Genomic DNA, 23,872 nt, shown 5'->3' with positions numbered 1-23,872 from the left:
GCGAGCCATGGCTCGGCTTGTCATGAAGTTCGGCGGCACGTCCGTCGCCAATATCGAACGTATCCAGAACGTGGCCCGCCATGTGAAGCGCGAGGTCGACGCCGGCTATAGCGTGGTGGTGGTGGTTTCCGCCATGTCCGGCAAGACCAACGAACTGGTGGCTTGGTGCCGTGAGGCATCCACGCTGCACGATGCGCGCGAGTATGACGCCGTCGTCGCCTCGGGCGAGCAGGTGACGTCGGGACTCCTGGCCATCGCCCTGCAGGCGCGCGGCTTGAACGCGCGGTCCTGGCAGGGCTGGCAGGTGCCGATTTCCACCGACGACGCCCACGGCTCCGCGCGCATCCTGGAGATCGACGGCACCGCGCTGGGCGCGCGCCTGGATGAGGGCGAGGTGGCGGTTGTGGCCGGCTTCCAGGGCGTGCACTTGCCCTCGGGCCGCATCACGACGCTCGGGCGCGGGGGCTCGGACACCAGCGCTGTCGCGCTCGCTGCCGCCATCGGGGCGGAACGCTGCGACATCTATACCGATGTGGACGGGGTCTATACAACCGATCCGCGTGTCGTTCAGCGCGCCAAGCGCATGAAGAGCATCGCGTTCGAGGAAATGCTGGAAATGGCGTCGCTGGGCGCCAAGGTGTTGCAGGTGCGCTCGGTGGAGCTGGCCATGGTGCACAAGGTCCGCACCTTCGTGCGCTCCAGCTTCGAGGACCCCGACGCCCCGCACATGAGCACGGTCGAGGCGGCGGGCACGCTGATCTGCGACGAGGAGGAAATCGTGGCAAACCAGATGGAATCGCAGGTGGTGACGGGCATCGCCTTCGCCAAGGACGAGGCGCAGGTCTCCATTCGCCGCGTCGCCGACAAGCCCGGCATCGCCGCCGCCGTGTTCGGCCCGCTGGCCGAGGCCCACATCAATGTGGACATGATCGTGCAGAACGTCTCGGCGGACGGCTTCACCGACATCACCTTCACGGTGCCTTCGGCCGATTACGAGCGGGCCCGCGCCGCGCTTGAAAATTCGCGCGATGCCATCGGCTTCCAGGTGCTGGAAGGGGCCACCGACGTTACCAAGGTGTCGGTGATCGGCATCGGCATGCGCTCGCATGCGGGCGTTGCGGCGCAGGCGTTCCAGGCGCTGGCGGGCAAGGGAATCAACATCCGGGCCATCACCACGTCGGAGATCAAGATCTCGATCCTGATCGATGCCGCCTATACCGAACTTGCGGTGCGGACTCTCCATTCGCTATACGGTCTCGATAGCTGATAATCGGTACTGCGGGGGGCGGGTCATCGGCGGTCAAACGAGGTGAGAACGCCTCGCAACTCTTGAAGGATGCGGCCGATGCGTGGCGCGCTCGGCGGGCCTCGGGTGCTGTTAAGACGTCTCCGCGAGGTCATGGCGGAGCCGGTCAGCGCCCAGGATCGCCTGGATAAGATCGTTGTCCTGATCGCCGCGAACATGGTGGCGGAGGTGTGCTCGGTCTATGTGCTGCGCGTGGACCAGACGCTTGAGTTGTACGCCACCGAGGGCTTGAACCGCGACGCGGTTCACTTGACCGTCATGCGGGTGGATGAGGGCCTGGTTGGCCACGTGGCGCGCGAGGCGGAATCCCTCGCGCTGTCGGATGCCCAGCATCATCCCGAATATTCCTATCGCCCGGAAACCGGCGAAGAAATCTACAATTCCTTCCTCGGCGTGCCGATCCTGCGGGCCGGCAACACGCTGGGCGTTCTGGTGGTGCAGAACCGCGCGCGCCGCACCTATGCGGAAGAGGAGATCGAGGCGCTCCAGACCACCGCCATGGTGCTGGCGGAGATGATCGCATCGGGTGAGCTGACCGCGCTCGCCAAGCCGGGCGCGGAACCGGCAGTGCGCCGGCCGCTGCATCTCACCGGCATCGCCCTGGCTGACGGGCTGGGCCTTGGCCATGTGGTGCTGCACGAGCCGCGCATCGTCGTCACCAATGTGATTGCCGACGACGTGCAGAAGGAAGTGGTGCGGCTTGACGGCGCCATCGGCAAGCTGCGCGCTTCCATCGACCTGTTGCTGGAGGACGACGGCCTCTCCAAGGCTGGCGAGCATCGCGAGATTCTCGAAGCCTATCGCATGTTCGCGCACGACCGGGGCTGGATGCACCGCATGCGCGAGGCGGTGCTCTCCGGCCTCACGGCGGAAGGGGCGGTGGAGCGTGTGCAATCCGACACGCGCGCCCGCATCATGCGCGCTTCCGACCCCTATCTGCGCGAGCGCCTGCACGATCTGGACGATCTCGCGAACCGCCTGTTGCGTGAATTGACTGGGCGCGCCCGCAGCGCCGACCGGACCGACCTGCCGGAAAACGCGGTGCTGGTGGCGCGCAACATGAGCCCGGCGGCGCTGCTGGATTACGACCGCACCCGCATCCGCGGCCTGATCCTGGAAGAAGGCGGCACCACCAGCCACGTCACCATCGTCGCCCGCGCGCTCGGCATCGCGGCGGTCGGACAGGTGGAGAATGCCGCCGGCCTCGCCGATCCCGGCGATCCGGTGATCGTGGACGGGCAGGCCGGCGAAGTGCATCTGCGGCCGCCCGGGGATGTGGAGGCGGCCTATGCCGAGAAGGCGCGCTTCCGCGCTCGCCGGCAGGCCCAATATGCCGCGCTGCGCGATCTGCCCTCGGTGACCAAGGACGGCGTGCAGGTGGACCTCCATCTGAATGCCGGCCTGCTGGTGGATCTGCCGCACATTGCGGAAACCGGCGCTTCGGGCATCGGCCTGTTCCGCACCGAACTCCAGTTCATGATCGCGTCCACCTTCCCGCGCATCTCGGAACAGCTGAACCTGTACCGCGCGGTGCTGGATGCCGCCGCCGGGCGGCCGGTCACCTTCCGCACGCTGGATATCGGCGGCGACAAGGTGCTGCCTTACATGCGCACCGTGGAGGAGGAGAATCCGGCGCTCGGCTGGCGCGCCATCCGCCTCGGCCTGGACCGCCCCGGCCTGCTGCGCAGCCAGCTACGGGCCCTGCTGCGCGCGGGCGCGGGGCGCGAGCTGCGCATCATGTTCCCCATGATCGCGACGGCGGGCGAGTTCGACCAGGCGAAGGCGATCCTGGAGCGCGAATTGACCCATCTGCGCAAGCACGGCCACGTGCTGCCGGAGCGGGTGTTCGTCGGCGCCATGGTCGAGGTGCCCTCGCTCCTGTTCGAGCTCGACGAGATTCTCTCGCGGGTGGACTTCCTCTCGGTCGGCTCCAACGATCTCGTGCAGTTCCTGTTCGCCGCCGACCGGGCCAACGTGCGGGTCGCAGAGCGGTTCGATCCGCTCTCGCCGGCGGCGCTGCGGGCGTTCCGCATGGTGGCGGAAGCCGGCGCGCGCCATGGCAAGCCGGTGACGCTGTGCGGCGAACTCGCCTCGCGTCCACTGGAATCCATCGCCCTCGCCGCCCTCGGCTATCGAGCCCTGTCGCTCTCGCCGGCGGCCATCGGTCCGGTGAAGTCCACCTTGCTGCGGCTCGATGTGGAGGCCGCCCGCGCTATCCTCCTGCCGCTGCTGGCGGACACGACCGGCACGGTGGACGTTCGAGCCGCCCTGCGGACCTTCGCCGAACAGAGCGGATTGCTGCTTTGAGCGGGCTTCTCCTGTCGTGCGGTGTGCCTCGTGAGTGATTTGCCCCTCGCCAAGCTCGAACAATTGGTCGCCCGCCATCGCGAGGTGGAGGCGCTGCTTTCCGCTGGCGCGGAGGGCGATGAATATGTGCGTCTCGGCCGCGAGTTTTCCGATCTCACGCCGGTGGTGGAGCAGGTGCAGGCGCTGAAAGCCGCCGAGCGCGGCCTTGCCGAGGCGCGCGACCTTGCCGCCGAAGCGGGAGGCGACCCGGAGATGCGGGCGCTCGCGGAAAGCGAGCAGGAGCGTCTGACGGGCGAGATCGAGCGGCTGGAGAAGGCGGTGCGCCTCGCCTTGCTGCCCAAGGACGCCATGGACGAGCGCGGCATCATCCTGGAAGTGCGCGGCGGCACCGGCGGCGACGAGGCCGCACTGTTCGCGGGCGATCTGTTCCGCATGTATTCGCGCTATGCCGCCGAAAAGGGCTGGACCGTGGAAATCCTCTCGGAGAGCGAGGGCACCATGGGCGGCTACAAGGAAGTGATCGCCGCCATCCACGGGCGCGGGGCCTTCGCCCGGCTGAAATTCGAATCCGGCGTGCACCGCGTGCAGCGTGTGCCGGCGACCGAGACCTCCGGCCGCATCCACACTTCCGCCGCCACCGTCGCGGTGCTGCCCGAGGCGGAGGAGGTGGACGTGGAGCTGAACGAGAGCGATCTGCGCATCGATGTCTATCGTGCCCAGGGCGCCGGCGGCCAGCATGTGAACAAGACTGAGAGCGCGGTGCGCCTGACCCATCTGCCCACCGGGCTGGTGGTGGCGGTGCAGGACGAGCGCTCCCAGCATCGCAACAAGGCGCGTGCCATGGCGTTGTTGCGCTCGCGTCTGCTGGACGGCGAGCGCCAGCGCCAGGAAGCCGGCCGCGCGGCGGACCGGCGCGGTCAGGTGGGCTCGGGCGATCGCTCCGAGCGCATCCGCACCTACAATTTCCCCCAGGGGCGCGTGACCGATCACCGCATCAACCTCACGCTCTATAAGCTGGAGGAAGTGATCGCCGGCACCGCTCTGGACGAGATCATCGATGCGCTCGTTACCGAGCATCAGGCCGAGCTGATGGCCTCGGCGGACAGCAATTGAGCAGGGCCGCCTCCGGCGCCCCGACCCGCGCGGCGGTGCGTCGCTCGCTCGCGGCGCGGCTCCTCGCCGCCGGCATGGAGAGCGCAGATCTGGACGCGCGGCTGCTGCTCGCCGATGCGCTTGACGTGGCGCCTGCCGATCTGCTGCTGGATGGCGATCTGCCGATGGAGGCGCCGGCCCTTGCGGCCGCCGAGGCTCGCATTTTGCGGCGTCTTGCCGGAGAGCCGGTGGCGCGCATTCTGGGCGAGAAGGAATTCTGGAGCCTGCCGTTCCGTCTATCAGACGAAACGCTAGTGCCCCGGCCCGACACCGAGACTTTGGTGGAGGCGGCCTTGTCCGCGCTGAGCGGGCGGCGGGAAGAGCGGCTGCGGGTGCTGGATCTCGGCATCGGCAGCGGCGCCATTCTCGCGGCGCTGCTGAGCGAGTTGCCACACGCCTTCGGGGTGGGCGTGGACCGTTCCGCAGGAGCCGCTTCCACCGCCCGCGACAATCTGGCGCGACTGGGTCTGGCGGGACGCAGCGTGGTGCGGATCGGCGACTGGGCGCAGGATCTGGAGGGCCCGTTCGACCTCGTGGTGTCCAACCCACCTTATATTCCGAGCGGCGATCTGCCCGCGCTGGAGCGCGAGGTGCGCCTGTTCGATCCCGCGCGGGCGCTGGATGGCGGGGCGGACGGACTCGACGCCTATCGCGCGATTCTTGCTGCACTGCCGCGCTTGCTGGCCCCGGACGGCCTTGCCGTGCTCGAACTGGGCATCGGCCAGGAAGACCAGGTGGCCGCCTTGGCGCGGGCGCAGGGCCTCGTCGTGGAGGGGCCGGCGCGGGCGGATCTCGGGGGAATTCCGCGCGCTTTGGTGCTGCGGGCGGCGTGAACCGGCGCGGCGAAGGCGAGTGACCGCCCCTGTGCAAGCGGGGATTTGAGGCGCTGCCGCGAAAAAACCGCTTGGAAGGGCTAAGCGAACTGGCTAGTGTCCTTGGCAGGAATCGTACCGGGGCTTCGGTCCGCATGGTTGAGGCCCGCGCCTGAGACTGGAACCTTGTTTCGGGGGTGTGGCAGGCGAAAGTTGATGGCGCACCGATGTTGCGCCACGGCATTCCTTCACGGGACGATCGAATACCCACGGTCTCGCACGCTTGCCGCGAACGGGTACACCGCCAGCGGTAGCGTAGGGAAATGGCTTGGCTGGCCGCGCGTTTGGCGCGGAACGGGGCTCATGGTCGAACAGATCCGAACTAACACCAAGTCTGGAGCTGGAACGAACGCTGGCGCAGCCCGCGGTCGTGGTTGACGACACCCCGACGGACTTGAACCCGGCCGCGGCGGGCGCCTTTCCGGCACCCGTCCGAGCGGACCGGACGCAGAACGGCGATGAGTGCCGAGCGAGTAGAGAACGATTCAGATGAGAAATGGTCAGCAGAAGCGTCCGCGCGGCCGTAATAATAACAATAACAACAATAATAATAACAACAATAACAATCGCCGCGGCTCCAACCCCCTGACGCGGGTCTATGAGTCCAACGGGCCAGATATGAAGGTGCGCGGCACCGCCCATCACATTGCAGAGAAATATCTTCAGCTGGCCCGCGATGCCCAATCCTCGGGCGATTACGTGGCTGCGGAAAACTATTTCCAGCATGCTGAACATTATATGCGCCTGATCGCCTCCTTGCAGGGCCAGTTCGCGCCCCAGCCTCAGCCCGGCTTCGGTGCCGAGGACCAGGAGGACGAGGACGGCGAGGAGAATGCAGCCGGCGAAGGCCAGCAGCCCCAGCCGCCGCAGCAGCAACCCTATGCGCGAGAGGCGCAGTTCCAGCCGCGTCCGCAGCGCGACGACCGTTTCGGGCGCGACGATCGCCAGCCCCGTGACGACCGCCAGCCGCGCGACAATCGCCAGGGTGGCTACCAGCGCCGCACCGAAGAAGGTGGGGAAGGCTACCAGCAGCAGCCGCGCGAGTATCGGCCGCGTTCGGATGAGCAGGGCTATGCCCAGCGGCCCCCGCGGGCGCCGCGCGCAGAGGATGAGCAGGGCTACGCGCCCCGTCCGCCCCGCGCGCCGCGCGGCGAAGAGGAGGGGCAGGGAAATTATGCCCAGCGCCCCCCGCGCGCCCCGCGTAGCGAGGACGAACAGGGCTATGCTGCCCGTCCGCCCCGCGCGCCACGTGGCGAGGAGGACGGGCAGGGCACCTATGCGCCGCGCCAGCCGCGTGCACCTCGCACCGAGGACGAGCAGGGCTATGCGCCCCGTCCACCCCGCGCGCCGCGCGGCGAGGAGGATGGGCAGGGCGCTTATGCGCCGCGCCAGCCGCGTGCGCCTCGCACCGAGGACGAGCAGGGCTATACACCTCGCCCGCCGCGTGCCCCCCGCGAGGAGCGCTCCGAGCCGGCCGACCTCGGCCTGCCGTCTTTCATTACCGGCGGCCTGCCGCTGAAGGAGGCGCGCGAGCGTCCGGTCCGTGCGGAGCGCGCACCGCGTCCGGTGGAGGAGGCTGCACCCGCTCCGGTGGAGCGTCCCGCTGCCGAACTGCCGTTCGAGGAGGCGGCCCCGGCCGCGAAGCCGGCGCCAGTCGCATCCCCCGCGCCTGCAGCTCCCGCGCCTGCCGCGGAGCCTGCCTCGGTGGCGCATGTGGAAGCCGCGCCTGCGGATGCATCCCCCGCGGCCGAAGGCGCCGCTTCTTCCGAGGCGCCTGCCGGCACGGATGAAGAGGCCGCTCCCTTCCGCCGCCGCCGCCGCTATCGCTCGCGCGCCGAGCGGGCCGAGGAGGCCGCCACCCAGGCGCCCAGCGATGTGGAGCCCAGCCTCGGCGAGTGATCTGCTCGGCGAGCGATCCGCGCCAAGGGCGATAAAACGAGAAAGGCCCGGCATTGCCGGGCCTTTTTGTTGATGGGCCGGGATGGTGGTTGCCACCCCCGGCGGCACGGTCACTCCGCGGGCGTGCCCGCGAGCATCGCGGCCTTGCCGGTGAGGCCGAGGGACAGCGCCGGGATCGGCCGCCGCACCAGTATCCAGTAGATGATGGCCGCCGCCAGGGCCACCACCGAACCGGTGATCAGCGCCGGGGTGAAAGTGCCGGTGGACTGGACGATGAAGCCCGTGACGGTCGGCGCGAGCGCGCCACCGATGTAGCCGCCGAAGTTCTGCACCGAGCCGATGGAGGCGGTGCAATTGGCCGGCGCGGCCACCGAGGCCATGGCCCAGGCGGACGAAGAGCAGGAATAGACCAGGAACAGCGAGGCGGAGATGCAGGCGATCGCCAGCACGTCGCTCGGCGCCTCTGCCGCGATCAGCGTGAACAGAGCGGTAAGCACCAGGGCGCCCGCCATGGGATATTTGCGGGCCATCATGGGATCGACGCCGCGCCGCGCCAGCACATCGACGATGCGCCCGCCCGAGACCGCGCCGAGCACGCCGAAGGCAAACGGGATGGTGGCAACCCAGCCGGTCTTCGAGATGGTGAAGTGCCGCTCGATCTCCAGATAGCCCGGCAGCCAGGCGGTATAGAGCCAGGTGACATAAATGCAGCCGAAATAGCCGGCGATCATGCCCCAGGTGGTCTTGTAGGCGAACAGTCGCTTCCAATCCGCCCAGGTGACGCGCGCGGGCGCGTCCAGCGGATCGCCCTCCTTGAGGAAGGCCTTTTCCTCGGCCGTCAGGTTCGCCTGCTCCGGATTGCGGAAGACCAGGAAATACACGCACGCCAAGGCCAGGCCCGCGACGCCCATGGCGACGAACATCCAGCGCCAGCCGAAGCTCAGCATCAAAAGCGTAAGCAGCGGCACCGCGATGGCCGTGCCGAGCGAGGAGGCGCTGTTCCAGATGCCGGTCGCTGTGCCGCGCTGGCGGATGTTGAACCAGTCGCGCGAGATGCGGGCGCAGGTGGGGAAATGCGGCGCCTCGCCCATGCCGAGGATGAAGCGGGCGCCGGCAAACTGCCAGAAATTCTGCACAAGCCCGCCGAGCATCTGCCCAAGCGACCAGCAGGTGAGCCCGACCGTGAGAGAGAGGCGCGGACCGAACCGGTCGATCAAAGCGCCAGCCGGCAATTGGGAGAAGGCATAGGCCCACAGGAAGGCGGAGAGGAGCAGGCCCATTTCGCCGATCGAAAAGTGCAGTTCCTCGCGGATCAGCGGATTGGCGACCGCGAGCGTGGCGCGGTCCACGTAATTCACGACCCCGGCGGTCACCAGCAGGACCAGCGTGAGGGTCTGGGTACGCCTCAGGCGCGCAGTGCCCTTGGACTCGAGCATTCACATCCTCCCAATTTGATTTTCTCGGATGCTAGGGCCGATCAGGAAGGTGTAAATGCCGCGCCGCAGCATGCCGCTGGGTGAGGGTGGGGGTGGTTCCGGCAACAGTTGGCCAGCCTTGAATAAGTGACGCTGGGGGAGGCGAAACACGGGCTTTCAACGTTTCTTTTGAAACGATTGAATTTTGCGCCGGAAATGTCGGATTGTGCATCGCACCAGAGGAGGTGCGCGAATTCCGGTCACCTTTTCGTGAGTTTACTTAAGGGTATGTTGGTAGCGGGGGTTGTGGAGGTCCGTCTCGGCACCCGCACGGCCGCGCCGCCGTCCTAGAGTTTGCGAAGGCTGACTTCGGCGATCTCGTGGTCGCCCGCCTTGCGCAGGATCAGGTCGGCGCGCTGACGGGTGGGCAGGATGTTTTCCTGCAGGTTCGGCAGGTTGATGCGCTGCCAGATGGAGAGGGCGGTCGCCTTGGCCTCCTCCTCCGTGAGCTTGGAATAGCGATGGAAATAGGACATGGGGTCCATGAACGCCGTGGAGCGCAGGCGCATGAAGCGCTGCACGTACCATTGCTGGAGAATGTCCTCGTCCGCGTCGATATAGACCGAGAAGTCGAAGAAGTCGGAGACGAACGGGATCTCCTTGCCGTCGCGCGGCAGGCGCCCGGTCTGGAGCACGTTCAGCCCCTCGACGATGAGGATGTCCGGGCGGTCGACTTCCACCCGCTGGTCGGGCATCACGTCATAGAAGAAATGGCTGTAGAGCGGCGCGCGCACCGGCCGGCGGCCGGCCTTGATGTCGGTGAGGAAGCGCAGCAGCAGCGGCAGGTCGTAGCTTTCCGGAAAGCCCTTCTTCTCCATCAGCCCCTCGCGCTCCAGCACCGCATTGGGCAGCAGGAAGCCGTCGGTGGTCACGAGGTCCACCTTGGGAGTGTTGGGCCAGCGGGCGAGCAGGGCCTGGAGCACGCGCGCGGTGGTGGATTTGCCCACCGCCACGGACCCGGCGACGCCGATGATGTACGGCATCTTGCCGTCGCCATTGTTCCCGTGGTCCAGGAAGTGGCTCATGGCGCGGAACAGCTTCTGCGTCGCGCCCACATAGAGCGAGAGCAGGCGCGAGAGCGGCAGGTAGATCTCCTCCACCTCGCTGATGGACAGACGGTCGTTCAGGCCCTGGAGACGGACGATCTCCTCCTGCCGAAGCGGCATGGGCGTGTCCTGGCGCAGCACCGCCCATTCCTCGCGGGAGAAGGTGCGGTAAGGCGAAAGGCCGGGATCGACCTGCTGGTCCAACTGGCGTCTCCTTGCCGTCGAAACGTCAGCCGCGGGGTCGCGCGGCCTTTTCGTCGTGACCGGATCGAGCGGTGCGTCGGGCGAGTTCGGCGTGGACGTCATCGAGCGGAACGCCCCGTGCGTGGAGAAGGACGGCGAGATGGTAAAGCAGATCGGCGGATTCCGCGACGAGGGCGGCCGGCGGTTCGGAAAGGGCGGCGATCACCGTTTCCACCGCTTCCTCGCCCAGCTTCTGGGCGCATTTCGCCACCCCCTTGTCGAGCAGGGAGCGGGTGTAGGAGGCCTCCGCCGTCGCGGCGGCGCGGGTGGCCACGATCTGCTCCAAATCGGCGAGGGTCACGCGGGCGTCAGTCATTGTCGTGTCCAGTGCAACGCCGGCCGTCTCACGCATCGAGACGGACCGGAAGGCCGGCTTGCGCCAGATGGGCCTTGGCCTCGCCCACGCTGAAGGTGCCGAAATGGAAGATGGAGGCGGCGAGCACGGCCGCGGCCCCGCCGTCGCGGACGCCCTCCACCAGGTGGTCGAGCGCGCCGACCCCGCCCGAGGCGATGACCGGCACATGCACCGCATCCGAGACCGCGCGCGTCAGCGCCACGTCGAAGCCGATGCCGGTGCCGTCGCGATCCATGGAGGTCAGCAGGATCTCGCCCGCGCCGAGGTCCACGACCTCGCGGGCATATTGGATGGCGTCGAGCCCGGTGGGCTTGCGCCCGCCATGGGTGAAGATCTCCCAGCGGTTGGCCTCGCCGGGCGCGCTCACCTTCTTGGCGTCGATGGCCACCACGATGCACTGCTCGCCGAATTTCTCGGCCGCCTCGCCCACGAAGGCGCGGCGGTTCACGGCGGCGGTGTTGATGGAAACCTTGTCCGCGCCGGCATGCAGCAGGGTGCGCACATCGTCCACGGTGCGCACGCCGCCGCCGACCGTGAGCGGCATGAAGCATTGCTCGGCGGTGCGGCGCACCACGTCCAGAATGGTGCCGCGATCCTCGTGGCTGGCGGTGATGTCCAGGAAGGTCAGCTCGTCCGCGCCGGCGGCGTCATAGGCGCGCGCGGCCTCCACCGGATCGCCGGCATCGCGCAGATCGACGAACTGAACGCCTTTGACGACGCGGCCGTCCTTCACGTCCAGGCAAGGTATGACGCGGACTTTGAGCATGGTGGAACAACTCGAGCGTGCGGCGCAAACCTATGGCCGAATTCAAACTTGATGTCATCTTTTGCGGGCAAAATGGTGCATCGCACCCGCAATTTTCGAGCTACCGTAGCGGCACGGCCGGGCTTCAATGCCCCGCCATGAGCTGAAGCGCCTCGCGCGCATCGAGCCGCCCATCATAGAGCGCGCGGCCGGAAATGGCGCCGGCGAGCTTCTTCGCCCGTGGCTCCAGCAGCGCTTCGACATCGCTCAGCGAGCCGAGGCCGCCGGAGGCGATGACCGGAATGTTCACCACGTCCGCCAGCGCGATGGTGGCGTCGAGATTGAGCCCCTTCATCAGGCCGTCGCGGGCGATGTCCGTGAAGATGATGGCGGCAACCCCGGCATCCTCGAACCGGCGGGCGATGTCTTCCACCGACACGTCGGAGCTTTCTGCCCAGCCCTGCACCGCGACGCGGCCGTCGCGCGCGTCGAGCCCCACGGCCACGCGGCCGGGATGGGCTTTCGCCGCTTCCTTCACCAGGTCCGGGTCACGCACGGCGGCGGTACCGAGGATGACGCGGGTGACGCCCTTCTCCAGCCAGGCTTCGATGGTGGCATGGTCGCGGATGCCGCCGCCGAGCTGCACCGGGATCGAAACCGTCTCCAAGATCCGGTCCACCGCCGCCGCATTGACGGGATGGCCGGCGAACGCGCCGTTGAGGTCCACCAGATGGAGATAGCGGAAGCCGAGCGTCTCGAACTCGGCGGCCTGGGCGGCGGGATCGCGGCTGAACACGGTCGCGCGATCCATGTCGCCTTGTTCGAGGCGCACGGCGAGGCCGTCCTTCAGGTCGATGGCAGGAAACAGGATCACGGGCGCCACTTCAGGAAATTGCCGAGCAGGGCGAGACCAAGGGTCTGGCTCTTTTCGGGGTGGAATTGGGTTCCCGCCACATTGTCCTTCGCCACCGCCGCCGTGATCGTGCCGCCGTAATCGGTGGTGGCAACGAGATCGGCGGGGTCGGCGAGGACGAATTGGTAGGAATGGACGAAATAAGCGTGCAGCCCCTTTTCCCCGGTGGGAATGCCGTCGAACAGGGGATGGGGCCGCGCGAGGGTGAGGGTGTTCCAGCCCATGTGCGGGATTTTCAGCGTCGGATCTGAAGGCGCGATGCGGTCCACCTCGCCCTTGATCCAGCCGAGGCCGGCGGTGACGCCATGCTCCAGCCCGCGCTCGGCCAGCAATTGCAGGCCGACGCAAATGCCGAGGAACGGCCGGCCGCGTCCGTGCACCGCCTCTTCCATCGCCGCCACCATGCCGTCCACCGCGTCGAGCCCGCGCCGGCAATCGGCGAAGGCGCCGACGCCCGGCAGCACCACGCGGTCCGCCGTACGCACGATTTCGGGATCGCTGGTCACGATCACCTCTGCGCCGAGGCCGTTGGCGGCGCGCTCCAGCGCCTTGGCGGCGGAGTGCAGATTGCCCGAGCCGTAATCGACGATGGCCACATTCATGATGCGCGCGGCTCCGGGAACGAACCGATGATGGGGGCGCCGAAGCCCGGCGCGGCATGGGCGGGCTGCGGCCGGATCACCGGGCCCTGCAGCACGGGCGGCCGTGGCGGCGTCCAGGTGGTGAAGAAGCGCCGCTCGGCCTCGTCGCGGTCGCGGGCGACCACGGTGCCGGCCTCCAGATAACCGATGCGCCGCAGCTTCCAGATCCGCATGTCGGCGAGCTGGAGTGCAATCAAAACGTGCAGTCCGACGCCCAGCACGAAGCTCACATCCTCCGGCAGGCGCAGCAGCACTTCGGCAAGTCCGATCATCAGCGAGGCGAGGATATAGGCGCCGAACGCGAGCCAGAGCCGGTGGCCGAGCAGCACGAGCGGCGCGAACAGGAGGGCCGTCCAGGAGAATTTCTCCCGCACGAACACCACCCGGTCGGCCGCCGCGAGCGCGGTGTCGCCGGCCGTTTCCTTGGTCAGGACGGTCCAGATGGCCATGTTGCGTGCTCCGTCGCCCGCCTCAGGTGCCCAGCGCACCCTTGGTGGAAGGAATTTCCCCTGCCGCCGCCGGATCGATGGCCACCGCCGCGCGCAGCGCGCGGGCCAGCCCCTTGAAGCAGCTCTCCGCTATATGGTGATTGTTGTCGCCATACAGAGTCTCCACATGCAGCGTCACGCCGGCATTGGAGGCGAACGCCTGGAAGAACTCGCGCACCAACTCGGTGTCGAATTCGCCGATCTTCGGCGCAGAAAAGCTGGTGCGAAACACCAGGAACGGCCGGCCGGAAATGTCGAGCGCGACGCGGGTCAGCGTCTCGTCCATGGGCAGGTGCAGGTCGGCATAGCGGGTGATGCCGCGCATGTCGCCGAGCGCGCGCTTCACAGCCTGGCCGAGCACGATTCCGACGTCCTCGGTGGTGTGGTGGAAGTCCACGTGCAGGTCGCCGTCGGCCTTGATGTCGAGGTCGAAACGGGCGTGACGCGCGAGCAGGTCCAGCATGTGGTCCAGGAACCCGATGCCGGTTGCAATGGCGGCCTTGCCCGTTCCGTCCAGATCGACGGAAAGGCGCACCTTCGTTTCCTTCGTTTCGCGAACGATCTCGGCCTGACGCATGGAACTCCTCCAAGGCCGCGCCTTCTAGCAGGTAAGGTGCTGCAATGCCATATGGCGATGGTGTGACGGGGCCGGCGGCCCTTCTGTGCGGGCGTTAAAGAGCGGGAGGGCTCCCCTGACCCGGCGTGGCCGGCCATTGATTTCCGCGTCGTGCGCTGCCGCAGGGGCACAGGTAAAACCCGCCCGCTCCCCGCAACTCGTCGTCGTCTTGTGTCCTGGCGCCCGCTATAAGCTGGGGGTTCGTCACTCCTCTACCGCTTCCCCTGGAACGCTCAAATCCTCGCGGAGATGCCCGTGGTCGCAGATCATGACCCGCAGCTTTATTTCCATGTGCGGATCGTCATGGGCATGATCCTCGGCCTCAGCCTCACCCGCCTGCTGGGCGGTTTCGCCAAGTTCGTCCAGCATCCCTCGGTGAATGAGATCGCGCCCCTCCACATGGGGTGGGCGGTGATGGTGCAGCTCAACGCCCTGATGTTCTGGTGGTGGGAATTCCGCCTCATCAACGTCTCGCACTGGACGTTCGAGCTGTATCTGTTCCTGCTGACCTATTGCAGCGTCTTCTATTTCATGTGCGTGCTGCTGTTTCCCGAGCATCTCGGCGATTACCCCAGCTATCGCGCCTATTTCGCCGCCAAGCGCAAATGGTTCTTCGGCTTCTTTGCGCTCTCGCAGGTGCTCGACCAGATCGACAGCTGGGTGAAGGGCCCGGTTTATTTCCTGACCCTCGGCTGGCCCTATAGCGTGAGCACGGGCCTTCTTCGGCATAGCGGGTGATGCCGCGCATGTCGCCGAGCGCGCGCTTCACAGCCTGGCCGAGCACGATTCCGACGTCCTCGGTGGTGTGGTGGAAGTCCACGTGCAGGTCGCCGTCGGCCTTGATGTCGAGGTCGAAACGGGCGTGACGCGCGAGCAGGTCCAGCATGTGGTCCAGGAACCCGATGCCGGTTGCAATGGCGGCCTTGCCCGTTCCGTCCAGATCGACGGAAAGGCGCACCTTCGTTTCCTTCGTTTCGCGAACGATCTCGGCCTGACGCATGGAACTCCTCCAAGGCCGCGCCTTCTAGCAGGTAAGGTGCTGCAATGCCATATGGCGATGGTGTGACGGGGCCGGCGGCCCTTCTGTGCGGGCGTTAAAGAGCGGGAGGGCTCCCCTGACCCGGCGTGGCCGGCCATTGATTTCCGCGTCGTGCGCTGCCGCAGGGGCACAGGTAAAACCCGCCCGCTCCCCGCAACTCGTCGTCGTCTTGTGTCCTGGCGCCCGCTATAAGCTGGGGGTTCGTCACTCCTCTACCGCTTCCCCTGGAACGCTCAAATCCTCGCGGAGATGCCCGTGGTCGCAGATCATGACCCGCAGCTTTATTTCCATGTGCGGATCGTCATGGGCATGATCCTCGGCCTCAGCCTCACCCGCCTGCTGGGCGGTTTCGCCAAGTTCGTCCAGCATCCCTCGGTGAATGAGATCGCGCCCCTCCACATGGGGTGGGCGGTGATGGTGCAGCTCAACGCCCTGATGTTCTGGTGGTGGGAATTCCGCCTCATCAACGTCTCGCACTGGACGTTCGAGCTGTATCTGTTCCTGCTGACCTATTGCAGCGTCTTCTATTTCATGTGCGTGCTGCTGTTTCCCGAGCATCTCGGCGATTACCCCAGCTATCGCGCCTATTTCGCCGCCAAGCGCAAATGGTTCTTCGGCTTCTTTGCGCTCTCGCAGGTGCTCGACCAGATCGACAGCTGGGTGAAGGGCCCGGTTTATTTCCTGACCCTCGGCTGGCCCTATAGCGTGAGCACGGGCCTTCTGGTGCTGTTCAGCATTGTCGCCATGTTCTATGGCAACAGCCGGTTTCAGGCCGTGTTCCTCTGCCTCAGCCTGGTCAATGAGGTGGGCTGGATCATCTGGCTGCTGCACACGGTGAATTAGCCGCCGGCGCGCCTGCCGCTCGCTTGACGCTGCGCGCGCCACGGTTTCCATTTGTCCTCGATCCCGTCCTCTGGCCGACAGGCGCATCATGACCCGCTTCGCCACCCGTGAGGGGCTCTCGCTCGCCTATGATGTCGCGGGCGAAGGGCCGCCGCTGCTGATGATCGGCGGGCTTTCGGCCGATCGCGTATTCTGGTCCCTCGCGCGCCCGCTGCTCGGCGGCGTGCGGACCCTCGCGTTCGACAATCGCGACATCGGCGCGAGCGCGCGCTCCACCGGCGCCTATGGCGTGGCGGACATGGCGCGCGACGCCTTGGCGGTGATGGATGCGGCGGGTGTTGAGCGGGCCCATGTGCTGGGCCATTCGCTCGGCGGGGTGATCGCGCAGGAACTGGCACTGCTCGCGCCCGAGCGGGTGGACCGGCTGGTGCTCGCCAATAGCTTTGCCCGCAACACCCCTTATACGCGCGAGGTGATGTGGCTGCTGAAGCGCCTGCGGAGCGAGATCGCCGATCCCGTCACCTACGTCTCGGCGCTCGCCACCTTCACCCTCGGCCGGGCCACCATCGATACCGTCCCGCTTGAGGCGATCGCGCGGCAGGCGCTGTCCGCCGGGCCGCTGCAGGAGGCGGATGCCTTCGCCCGCCAGGCGGCTGCGGCGGCGGCTGCGCAGACCCTGGACCGGCTCGCCGCGATCCGGGCGCCGACGCTGGTGCTGTACAGCGCCGATGATCGCATCTTCGCGCCGGCATTGGCGCAGGAACTGGCGGGGGCGATTCCCGGCGGGGTGCTGGAGGAAATCCCGGCGGTGGGTCATTGCCCCATGGTGGAGGCCCCCGGCGTGTTCGCGGCCGCGGTGCTGCGTTTCCTGCTCTAGACGTTTTCAAAGGGCGGCGCCCGCGCCGCCCGCCGCGTGTCTTGCCCCGCCTGCGGGCGCCGCCCCTACAAGGACGCCTCATGCAGATCTCTTTGTTCCGCAGCCATGGCGCGTTGTTTCTCGCCGTGTTCCTGGACATCTTCTCGTTCGGCCTGATGTATCCGCTGATCGTCGGCCTGTTCGACGGGCCGGCTTTCGGCGGGCAGGTCACCGTCGCCAACCGCGACCTTATGATGTCGCTTGCGTTCGCGCTGTTTCCCATCGGCGCCTTCTTCGGATGCTCGCTGCTCGGCGATCTCTCCGATGCGCTCGGGCGCCGGCGCACCCTCGCGGTGTGCATGGCGGGCCTCGCGGCCGGCTATGGGCTGATGTGGCTTTCGCTGGAACTCGCCCATGTGTGGCTGTTTTTCGCCGGGCGCATCGTGGCGGGGCTCATGTCCGGAACGGCGCCCATCGCCCAGGCCAGCATGGTGGACGCGGTTGCGCCGGAGGCACGCGGCGATGCCATGGCGCAGGTCACCGTGGTGAATACGGTGGGCCTTATGGCCGGTCCCGCCATCGGCGGCGTGCTCGGCCATTATGATTTTCGCCTGCCGCTCGCGGTCGCGCTGGTGCTGTGCGCCTTGAATACGGTGATGCTCGCACGCTCGCGCTTTGGCGAGGAGACGCGGCGGCGCGCCTTTCACTTCGACTGGCGCCAGCCGTTCCTGTTGTTCGCGCGCCTCACAGAACGCCCGCAGGTGGTGCCGGCGCTTGTGTCCTTCTTCCTGTTTCAGCTGGGATTTCTCGTCTATTACACCTTCATCCTGGTGGTGATGCAGCGCGACCACGGCTTCACCACGGCGCAGATTGGCCTGTTCTCGGTGGGAATGGGCATCGGCTTCATGCTCGGCTCGGCTTTGTGTTACGCGCCGGTGTCGAAATGGCTGAAGGACGAGCGTCGCATCGCGATTTTTGGGGAAGCGACGTGTGGCGGCCTGTTGCTGTTCACCGCGCTGCCGGTGGGCGCGGCGGGACAGGTGGCGCTCGCGGTTCTGATCTGCATCGCCAACGTGTTTTCCTATGTCTCGCTGCTGTCCGCCATGTCGGGCGCGGTGGACGAGACTGAACGCGGCTGGGTGATGGGACTATCCGCCGCCAGCGTCGCGCTGTGCGTCTTCATCTCCGGCCTGTTGACCGGTCTGCTGGCGATCCTTCCCGCCGCCCTGTTCCTGGCTACGGGCGGAGTCCTGGTGCTGCTTGCCATTGTCCCAGCGCTCCGCATCACGCCCCTTTGCGCAATCACCAATTGTTCAAAAATCGAGACTTGATCTTTCGGTTGCGCTGCCGTCCCCTGGTACGGCGTGTGTCGCCAGGGTGTGCTGGGAAAAAGCGAGGTCGAGGGTGCCGCTCAAGGGGATAGGAAGCCAAGTCGGATCGGGCGAGCCGCCTCTGTTCGTTCATTCCAGCTACCGGACCTCCAGCACCTGGTTCTGGTCGAAGCTCCGCGCCAAGCCCACGGTTCTCGCCTATTGCGAGATTTTCAACGAGGCGCTTGCCAAGCTGACGTGCGAAACGATCGAAGCGCAGCATGCGGACAGCTGGGCTTCCGGCCATCCCTCGGTGGCGCCGTATTTCCTCGAGTTTCTTCCTCTGCTGACGAAAGAGCAGGGCCTACCACTCTATGATCGCTCGATGCCGTTCGCGCGGTTCATGCCGCTCGATGGAATGGGCGGGGCTCTGAGCGAGGCCGAAACCGAATATGTCGCAAGCCTGATCGCGAATGCTCATGCCTGCGGCAAGGTTCCGGTGTTGACCGACACCAGCACGCTCGGGCGCCTGCAGGCGTTCAAGCAAGCATTTCCTGGGCGGACGATCTTCCTCCACCGCAACCTCTTCCACCAATGGGCCTCCTATTCCAAGCAATGGGTGCTCGGAAATCAGTATTTCATCTGGACCACGGAATGGGCCATGGCGGGATGCCAGGGTGATCCTTTCGTTCGGCATCTCGACGAATTCTTCGCGAAACGCAGGCGTGCGGCGGACGACGAGCAAACGTTTCTGACCTTCGTGCTGTTTCACCTCTACCTTTATGCGCATGCGCTGGAAAATGCCGACTTGGTTCTCGACGTGGACGCGCTGGCGGCCGATGCGACGGTGCGGACCGAGGTGGAGCGGGAGGTCGGCGAATGGATCGGGGCTCCGATCGACCTGAGCGATTGCCGGCCCAATTTTGAGCTTTCGCTGGTCGCTTGCCGCTCCAACAGTGCCATGGTCGACACCATCGAGCAGTTTCTGAAGTTGATCGCCGCAACGGTGCGCACGAAAGCCGCGGTCGCCGGCATTGAAGAGATGAAGGACGCTTTGTTGCGCGAATGGGAACGCAACGATTTCTATGCCGGGGCGCTGCGTCGGCATCATGTGGCGCATGTCGCCAAGACCGCCGAGCAAGCCACGGAGTGGCAGGCCGAGCGTGAGACGCTGGCGACGCAGCGCACAGATCTCGAAGCCCGCCATGAGGACCTTTGCGCCACGCACCAGGCGCTGACCGGCGAGGCCGCCAGCCTGCGCGAGACGATTGCCGCGCTGTCGGCCGCGGGCCAGGCGGCGGACTTACAGGTCAAAGAGCTTGAGATGCGGCATGGGGAGTTGCGGGCCGCGTACGAGGCGCTTTCCGCAGACGCGGCCGGTTTGCGCGAGACAGTCGGCACTCTGTCCGCCGATGGCGAAGCGGCGGCCGCCCGGCTCCGGGATGCCGAAGCGCGGTACGCTGTGCTGCAGAATGCGTATGAAACGCTGGACCGTGAAGCAGTCGCTCTGCGCGAAGTGGCGGCAGCAGCGCAGGCGCACGAAGAGGCCGTCGCTCAGATGAAGGCGCCTTCGCGCGGCATTGCGCGTATGTGGAGGCGCTAGCGTCCCGGCGGCGATGGTCGTCCTAACGCCCATAGCCGAGACAGCGCGGGCGTGAGAGTTGCGCTTGCGCGGGAACTCCATAAGTAAGGCGCGTCACCGGAGCCTCTCATGCATTCCCCAGATACCATTTACGGCACCACCATCGTCTCCGTCCGCAAGGGTAACAAGGTTGCCATCGCCGGAGACGGGCAGGTGACGCTCGGCCAGACGGTGCTGAAATCCAACGCGCGTAAGGTGCGCCGCCTGGGCAAGGGGGATGTCATCGGCGGGTTCGCCGGGGCAACCGCCGACGCGTTCACCCTGTTCGAGCGCCTGGAAGCCAAGCTCGAGCAATATCCCGGCCAGCTCCAGCGCGCCGCCGTCGAGCTGGCGAAGGACTGGCGCACCGATCGCTACCTGCGCCGCCTTGAGGCGATGATGATCGTCGCGGATGCGCAGATTTCCCTGGTGCTCACCGGCACCGGCGACGTGCTGGAGCCGGAAGCCGGCGTCGCGGGCATCGGCTCGGGCGGCTCGTTCGCGCTCGCCGCGGCACGCGCGCTGCTGGACCGGGAAGAGGATCCGGAAGTGATCGTGCGCCGCGCCATCGAGATCGCGGCCGACATCTGCGTCTATACCAATCACAACATCATCGTTGAGACCGTCGGCTCCTGACACCGCCGCGCGACGCCGCCGAACATCAAGAGACCTCCGAAATCATGAGCGATTTTTCCCCCCGCGAGATCGTGTCCGAGCTGGACCGCCACATCGTCGGCCAGACCAAGGCCAAGCGCGCGGTCGCCATCGCGCTGCGCAACCGCTGGCGGCGCCAGCAATTGGAAGGGCACATGCGCGAGGAGGTTCTGCCGAAGAACATCCTCATGATCGGCCCGACCGGCGTCGGCAAGACCGAGATTTCCCGCCGCCTCGCACGGCTCGCCGGCGCGCCCTTCCTGAAGGTGGAGGCGACCAAGTTCACCGAGGTCGGCTATGTGGGCCGCGACGTGGAACAGATCATCCGTGACCTGGTGGAGGTCGGGATCGGGCTGGTGCGCGACGTGAAGCGTAAGGACGTGCAGGCGCGCGCCCATCTCGCCGCCGAAGAGCGGGTGCTCGACGCGCTGGTGGGGCAGGGCTCCTCCGCCGCCACGCGAGAGAGCTTCCGCAAGAAGCTGCGGGCGGGCGAACTCGACGACAAGGAAGTGGAGATCGAGGTCCAGGCCGGCGCCCAGGGCCTCTCCATGTTCGAGATTCCCGGCATGCCCGGCGCGCAGATGGGCTCGGTCTCGCTCGGCGATATGCTGGGCAAGGCACTCGGCGGTGGACGCACCCGGACGCGCCGCGTGCTGGTGCGGGATGCCCATCCTTTGCTCGTCACCGAGGAGGCCGACAAGCTGATCGACCAGGACGCGATCACGGTGGAAGCCATCTATGCGGTGGAGAACAACGGCATCGTGTTCCTCGACGAGATCGACAAGATCGCCGGCAAGGAAGGCCGCTCCGGCGCCGATGTCTCGCGCGAGGGCGTGCAGCGCGATCTGCTGCCGTTGATCGAGGGCACCACGGTTTCCACCAAGCACGGGCCGGTGAAGACCGACCACATCCTGTTCATCGCCTCCGGTGCGTTCCACGTCTCCAAACCTTCCGACCTGCTGCCGGAACTCCAGGGCCGCCTGCCGATCCGGGTGGAGCTGGAGGCGCTGACGCGTTCGGATTTCGTGCGCATCCTCACCGAGACCGAGGCGAGCCTCGTCAAGCAGTCGGTGGCGCTCATGGGCACGGAGGGGGTCACGCTCGACATCACGCTGGACGCCGTTGAGGCGATCGCCGACGTGGCCGTGGAGGTGAATTCGACCGTCGAGAACATCGGCGCCCGCCGCCTGCAGACGGTGATCGAGCGGGTTCTGGACGATCTCTCCTTCACCGCGCCCGACCGCTCCGGCGAGACCATCGTGATCGACGCCGCCTATGTGCGGGCGCGGGTGGAGGATCTGGCGAAGAATGCCGACCTGAGCCGCTATATTCTCTGAGCGCCGGCTTTCCGGCGAAGGGCGCCTCGCTCCCCCCTTGCGCGGGAGGGGGAAACGCCGGCACCCGAAAAGCGCCGGGCCGGATCAGCCGCGCGAGGCGTCGGCGAATTGCGGCAGGCCGGCCGCCTCCAGTGCGCCCATGACGCGGGCGTAGGAGTCCGAGAGCGGCAGCAGGTGGTGCACCAGGCGGGAGACGCCGGCTGGGCCGCCGGGCGTATCGCGCGCCAGCAGGGCCACGACGCCGCGTTCCTCTTCCTGGCGTCCCAGCGCGTGCAGGATCAGCGCCAGCGCGATGCGGCCCTGGGCGGAAGGATGGGCCTGCAAGGTGGGCAGCAGGCCGTTGGCAGCGATATCATCCTCGCGCAGGAAAGCCGCGATGGCGAGATAGACGTCCTGAATCGGCGTGCGTGCGGCGCCGTGGCCGCGCGCGAAGGTCAGCACCGCTTCGCCCTGCTCGGGCTTGCCGAGACCGATCATGATAGTGCCGACGGTGGCCGCCACGTCATAATCGAGCGGATTGAGCGCCAGCGCCCGGTCCGCGGCCGCCAGGGCGGCGTCCCGCTCGCCCCGGAAGAATTCGACGCTCGCCAGCACCTTGGCGGAATAGGCGCTGTTCGGGGAAAGGTCGGTGGCCAGCTCCGCCTCCCGCTGCATCTCATCCAGCATGGCCGGGTCCAGAGGCCGGTCGGAGGAGCGCTGCGCCTCGTCCAGCAGCAGCATGGCGCGGACCGCGTGCAGGGTGCCGAAGCCGTTGTCGCGCGTCACCCATTGGTCGAGGCAATTGCGCGCCTGGGCGGCGGTGGTGCTGTCCTCGCTGCGCATGACGGCGAAGCTCTGGGCGATGCAGCCGAAGCCCGAGCCGGGCGCGTCGGCGCGCGCCTGGGCGCGGGCGCGGGTGGGCAGCACGCCGTAGGATTGCATCACCGCCGAGGCGATATCGCGCACGACGCGGTATTCGGAGGCAGGAAGCTCGGCCCCGCGCCGAAGGTCCTCGAACGCGGTGGACCAGATGATGGTGCCGCCGCACCGGTCAGCCAGGCGCACCAGCAGCGAGAAGGTGCCGCCCTCGTGGGCTTCGGCAAGGCCGGTCAAGGAAAACACCGAGCGTGGCGGATTGCCGCGGCACTGGCGCGCCGAGCCTTCTTCCCCGGCCGACATGACATCCACGAAGTCAAAGCGGGCCATAGCGTCGCGCAACCGCACCTCGAACGCGTGCACCTCGCTCGCGCCGAAGCCCGTGGGGCCGGCCGTGCCGGCGATCTCGAACGGGCGCACCTCCAATTGCGGCATGCCCATGCGATCGGCGATTTCGCTCGCCGAATTGGCGCTTTCGAGTCCCAGCAGGGTTGCGATGGGGCTTGAGCGGTTGGAATCGGTGAGTTGCAGCGTGCCCCACACCAAGGCTGCGGCGGCCACCAGCCCCACGGCGACCCAGGCGAGGCGCCCGCGTGCACGGGCCAGCGGCGCAGGCGCGCGGGCGCCGGGCAGCGGATAAGCCGGCCCCTCGCCGTCGCCCGTGGCGGCCTGGCTTGCAGCCTCGCCGGCGCCGCGCGGCACGAAGCGCGGCACGTAGACGCCCTTGGGGATGACGATTTCCAGCGTCTCCTCGGGGCCTGCGGAGGTATAATAGCGCTCCAGCGCGCGGCGCAGGCGGGTCGCCTCGACGCGCACGATGGGGTCGGTCTGGGGGTCGAAGGTGGTCGGACGCCCGAGCGCCTCGACCGCGATGGTATAGCCCTTGATGGCGTCCGCGCGCCCGCCGAGCGTCGCTTCCACCACGAAACGCAGGAAATCCGCGAGGCGGGGCGAGGAGACGAATTCATCGGAGGCGAGGACGCGCGCGAGCGCCGCGCGGGCCTTGTCGGCCTGCACATCCTGCGCGGAGGGGAGGGCCGCGAGTTCCGCCGGGTCCTGCACATCGTCGCCCGGCAGGGCGGTTTCGTCCATCATTGGGTCGGCATCCGGCCTCGGATCGGTCTCGGGGGCGGTCACGAGCGCGCGCCGGCCCGGGCAGCGGCCTGAGGCGCCGATCCGGTCCCCGTTTCAGTCATGACGCGGCCTCGGCGCGCGGTCACTCTATCCGCGCCCCGTGCCAAACTGCCGCAGCGCGCATCAGCGACCGGCCCCGATTGAAAATGACCCATCGTCATGGCC

At 67.3% G+C, this 23,872-nt stretch carries 21 protein-coding genes and 1 pseudogene; 12 read left to right on the top strand and 10 right to left on the bottom strand.

Annotation, left to right across the window (positions count from 1 at the left end; translation table 11 throughout):
- Positions 1-7 precede the first annotated feature (7 nt).
- The 5 genes from V5F68_RS17365 to V5F68_RS17345 all read left to right on the top strand — a co-directional run bounded on the left by V5F68_RS17365 (position 8) and on the right by V5F68_RS17345 (position 7,536).
- Positions 8-1,267, top strand: coding sequence for an aspartate kinase (locus tag V5F68_RS17365; protein WP_394014257.1), 1,260 nt, complete (start codon positions 8-10; stop codon positions 1,265-1,267).
- A 78-nt stretch (positions 1,268-1,345) separates the two neighbouring features.
- Positions 1,346-3,613 (top strand): phosphoenolpyruvate--protein phosphotransferase, encoded by a 2,268-nt coding sequence (ptsP, locus tag V5F68_RS17360; RefSeq protein WP_394014256.1) that lies wholly within the window; start codon positions 1,346-1,348, stop codon positions 3,611-3,613.
- Positions 3,614-3,643: 30 nt separating this feature from the next.
- Complete coding sequence (gene prfA / locus V5F68_RS17355; RefSeq protein WP_348844192.1) at positions 3,644-4,726, top strand: peptide chain release factor 1; 1,083 nt, start codon at positions 3,644-3,646, stop codon at positions 4,724-4,726.
- Positions 4,723-5,598: a peptide chain release factor N(5)-glutamine methyltransferase gene (prmC, locus tag V5F68_RS17350; RefSeq protein ID WP_394014255.1), complete on the top strand. Its 876-nt coding sequence runs from the start codon at positions 4,723-4,725 to the stop codon at positions 5,596-5,598. Before prfA ends, prmC begins: the two co-directional genes overlap by 4 nt.
- 528 nt (positions 5,599-6,126) lie before the next feature.
- Positions 6,127-7,536, top strand: a complete 1,410-nt coding sequence (locus V5F68_RS17345; RefSeq protein WP_394014254.1) for a DUF4167 domain-containing protein — start codon at positions 6,127-6,129, stop codon at positions 7,534-7,536.
- 110 nt (positions 7,537-7,646) lie between these two features.
- Here the strand turns inward: V5F68_RS17345 and V5F68_RS17340 are convergent, their stop codons facing one another.
- From V5F68_RS17340 to hisB, 8 genes are all read right to left on the bottom strand, one after another.
- Positions 7,647-8,972 (bottom strand): MFS transporter, encoded by a 1,326-nt coding sequence (locus tag V5F68_RS17340; protein WP_394014253.1) that lies wholly within the window; start codon positions 8,970-8,972, stop codon positions 7,647-7,649.
- A gap of 326 nt (positions 8,973-9,298) precedes the next feature.
- Positions 9,299-10,261: a type I pantothenate kinase gene (coaA, locus tag V5F68_RS17335; RefSeq protein ID WP_348844196.1), complete on the bottom strand. Its 963-nt coding sequence runs from the start codon at positions 10,259-10,261 to the stop codon at positions 9,299-9,301.
- A gap of 25 nt (positions 10,262-10,286) precedes the next feature.
- Positions 10,287-10,616, bottom strand: coding sequence for a phosphoribosyl-ATP diphosphatase (locus tag V5F68_RS17330; protein ID WP_394014252.1), 330 nt, complete (start codon positions 10,614-10,616; stop codon positions 10,287-10,289).
- 28 nt (positions 10,617-10,644) lie between these two features.
- On the bottom strand, positions 10,645-11,421 hold the full coding sequence (hisF, locus tag V5F68_RS17325) for an imidazole glycerol phosphate synthase subunit HisF (RefSeq protein WP_348844198.1): 777 nt from the start codon (positions 11,419-11,421) through the stop codon (positions 10,645-10,647).
- 124 nt (positions 11,422-11,545) lie between these two features.
- Positions 11,546-12,274 (bottom strand): 1-(5-phosphoribosyl)-5-[(5-phosphoribosylamino)methylideneamino]imidazole-4-carboxamide isomerase, encoded by a 729-nt coding sequence (gene hisA / locus V5F68_RS17320; protein WP_348844199.1) that lies wholly within the window; start codon positions 12,272-12,274, stop codon positions 11,546-11,548.
- Positions 12,271-12,915: an imidazole glycerol phosphate synthase subunit HisH gene (gene hisH, locus V5F68_RS17315; RefSeq protein ID WP_394014251.1), complete on the bottom strand. Its 645-nt coding sequence runs from the start codon at positions 12,913-12,915 to the stop codon at positions 12,271-12,273. The genes hisA and hisH overlap by 4 nt, the downstream gene beginning before the upstream one ends.
- The gene (locus V5F68_RS17310; RefSeq protein ID WP_394014250.1) at positions 12,912-13,403 is read right to left on the bottom strand and encodes a DUF2628 domain-containing protein; all 492 of its coding nucleotides are present in this window, start codon (positions 13,401-13,403) and stop codon (positions 12,912-12,914) included. Before V5F68_RS17310 ends, hisH begins: the two co-directional genes overlap by 4 nt.
- 22 nt (positions 13,404-13,425) lie before the next feature.
- Positions 13,426-14,019, bottom strand: a complete 594-nt coding sequence (gene hisB / locus V5F68_RS17305) for an imidazoleglycerol-phosphate dehydratase HisB (protein ID WP_394014249.1) — start codon at positions 14,017-14,019, stop codon at positions 13,426-13,428.
- 294 nt (positions 14,020-14,313) lie between these two features.
- Between hisB and V5F68_RS17300 the strand changes: the two genes are divergently transcribed.
- Complete coding sequence (locus V5F68_RS17300; protein WP_394014387.1) at positions 14,314-14,796, top strand: hypothetical protein; 483 nt, start codon at positions 14,314-14,316, stop codon at positions 14,794-14,796.
- Here V5F68_RS17300 and V5F68_RS17295 read toward each other — a convergent pair.
- Positions 14,783-15,058 (bottom strand): annotated as a pseudogene (locus V5F68_RS17295) (imidazoleglycerol-phosphate dehydratase); the annotation flags it as partial. The gene V5F68_RS17300 and the pseudogene V5F68_RS17295 sit on opposite strands and share 14 nt — an antisense overlap.
- 294 nt (positions 15,059-15,352) lie before the next feature.
- Between V5F68_RS17295 and V5F68_RS17290 the strand changes: the two are divergent.
- The 6 genes from V5F68_RS17290 (at position 15,353) to hslU (ending at position 21,718) form a co-directional block, all read left to right on the top strand.
- Complete coding sequence (locus V5F68_RS17290; protein ID WP_394014248.1) at positions 15,353-15,940, top strand: hypothetical protein; 588 nt, start codon at positions 15,353-15,355, stop codon at positions 15,938-15,940.
- An 88-nt stretch (positions 15,941-16,028) separates the two neighbouring features.
- Entirely contained in the window at positions 16,029-16,817 is a 789-nt protein-coding gene (locus tag V5F68_RS17285; protein ID WP_394014247.1) for an alpha/beta fold hydrolase, read from the top strand.
- An 80-nt stretch (positions 16,818-16,897) separates the two neighbouring features.
- Positions 16,898-18,127: an MFS transporter gene (locus V5F68_RS17280; RefSeq protein WP_394014246.1), complete on the top strand. Its 1,230-nt coding sequence runs from the start codon at positions 16,898-16,900 to the stop codon at positions 18,125-18,127.
- Positions 18,128-18,200: 73 nt separating this feature from the next.
- The gene (locus V5F68_RS17275) at positions 18,201-19,709 is read left to right on the top strand and encodes a hypothetical protein (protein ID WP_394014245.1); all 1,509 of its coding nucleotides are present in this window, start codon (positions 18,201-18,203) and stop codon (positions 19,707-19,709) included.
- A gap of 108 nt (positions 19,710-19,817) precedes the next feature.
- Complete coding sequence (gene hslV / locus V5F68_RS17270; RefSeq protein WP_348844207.1) at positions 19,818-20,363, top strand: ATP-dependent protease subunit HslV; 546 nt, start codon at positions 19,818-19,820, stop codon at positions 20,361-20,363.
- A gap of 44 nt (positions 20,364-20,407) precedes the next feature.
- The gene (gene hslU / locus V5F68_RS17265) at positions 20,408-21,718 is read left to right on the top strand and encodes an ATP-dependent protease ATPase subunit HslU (protein WP_394014244.1); all 1,311 of its coding nucleotides are present in this window, start codon (positions 20,408-20,410) and stop codon (positions 21,716-21,718) included.
- A gap of 84 nt (positions 21,719-21,802) precedes the next feature.
- On the opposite strand, the gene V5F68_RS17260 is transcribed toward hslU, so the two are convergent.
- Positions 21,803-23,668 (bottom strand): hypothetical protein, encoded by a 1,866-nt coding sequence (locus V5F68_RS17260; protein WP_394014243.1) that lies wholly within the window; start codon positions 23,666-23,668, stop codon positions 21,803-21,805.
- Positions 23,669-23,872: the final 204 nt, after the last annotated feature.

The organism is Roseixanthobacter pseudopolyaromaticivorans (assembly GCF_043195145.2).
GTDB lineage: Bacteria > Pseudomonadota > Alphaproteobacteria > Rhizobiales > Xanthobacteraceae > NCEH01.
Note: the sequence above shows the minus strand (reverse complement) of the source record. Positions and strands in the feature narration are given on the sequence as shown.

Bases quoted from the DNA above. Each gene is read 5' to 3' on its own strand.
- V5F68_RS17365 (WP_394014257.1), top strand. From the start codon at position 8: ATGGCTCGGCTTGTCATGAAGTTCGGCGGCACGTCCGTCGCCAATATC.
- ptsP (WP_394014256.1), top strand. From the start codon at position 1,346: ATGCGTGGCGCGCTCGGCGGGCCTCGGGTGCTGTTAAGACGTCTCCGC.
- V5F68_RS17345 (WP_394014254.1), top strand. From the start codon at position 6,127: ATGAGAAATGGTCAGCAGAAGCGTCCGCGCGGCCGTAATAATAACAAT.
- V5F68_RS17340 (WP_394014253.1), bottom strand. From the start codon at position 8,972: ATGCTCGAGTCCAAGGGCACTGCGCGCCTGAGGCGTACCCAGACCCTC.
- V5F68_RS17330 (WP_394014252.1), bottom strand. From the start codon at position 10,616: ATGACTGACGCCCGCGTGACCCTCGCCGATTTGGAGCAGATCGTGGCC.
- hisF (WP_348844198.1), bottom strand. From the start codon at position 11,421: ATGCTCAAAGTCCGCGTCATACCTTGCCTGGACGTGAAGGACGGCCGC.
- hisH (WP_394014251.1), bottom strand. From the start codon at position 12,915: ATGAATGTGGCCATCGTCGATTACGGCTCGGGCAATCTGCACTCCGCC.
- V5F68_RS17310 (WP_394014250.1), bottom strand. From the start codon at position 13,403: ATGGCCATCTGGACCGTCCTGACCAAGGAAACGGCCGGCGACACCGCG.
- hisB (WP_394014249.1), bottom strand. From the start codon at position 14,019: ATGCGTCAGGCCGAGATCGTTCGCGAAACGAAGGAAACGAAGGTGCGC.
- V5F68_RS17285 (WP_394014247.1), top strand. From the start codon at position 16,029: ATGACCCGCTTCGCCACCCGTGAGGGGCTCTCGCTCGCCTATGATGTC.
- V5F68_RS17280 (WP_394014246.1), top strand. From the start codon at position 16,898: ATGCAGATCTCTTTGTTCCGCAGCCATGGCGCGTTGTTTCTCGCCGTG.
- hslV (WP_348844207.1), top strand. From the start codon at position 19,818: ATGCATTCCCCAGATACCATTTACGGCACCACCATCGTCTCCGTCCGC.
- hslU (WP_394014244.1), top strand. From the start codon at position 20,408: ATGAGCGATTTTTCCCCCCGCGAGATCGTGTCCGAGCTGGACCGCCAC.
- V5F68_RS17260 (WP_394014243.1), bottom strand. From the start codon at position 23,668: ATGATGGACGAAACCGCCCTGCCGGGCGACGATGTGCAGGACCCGGCG.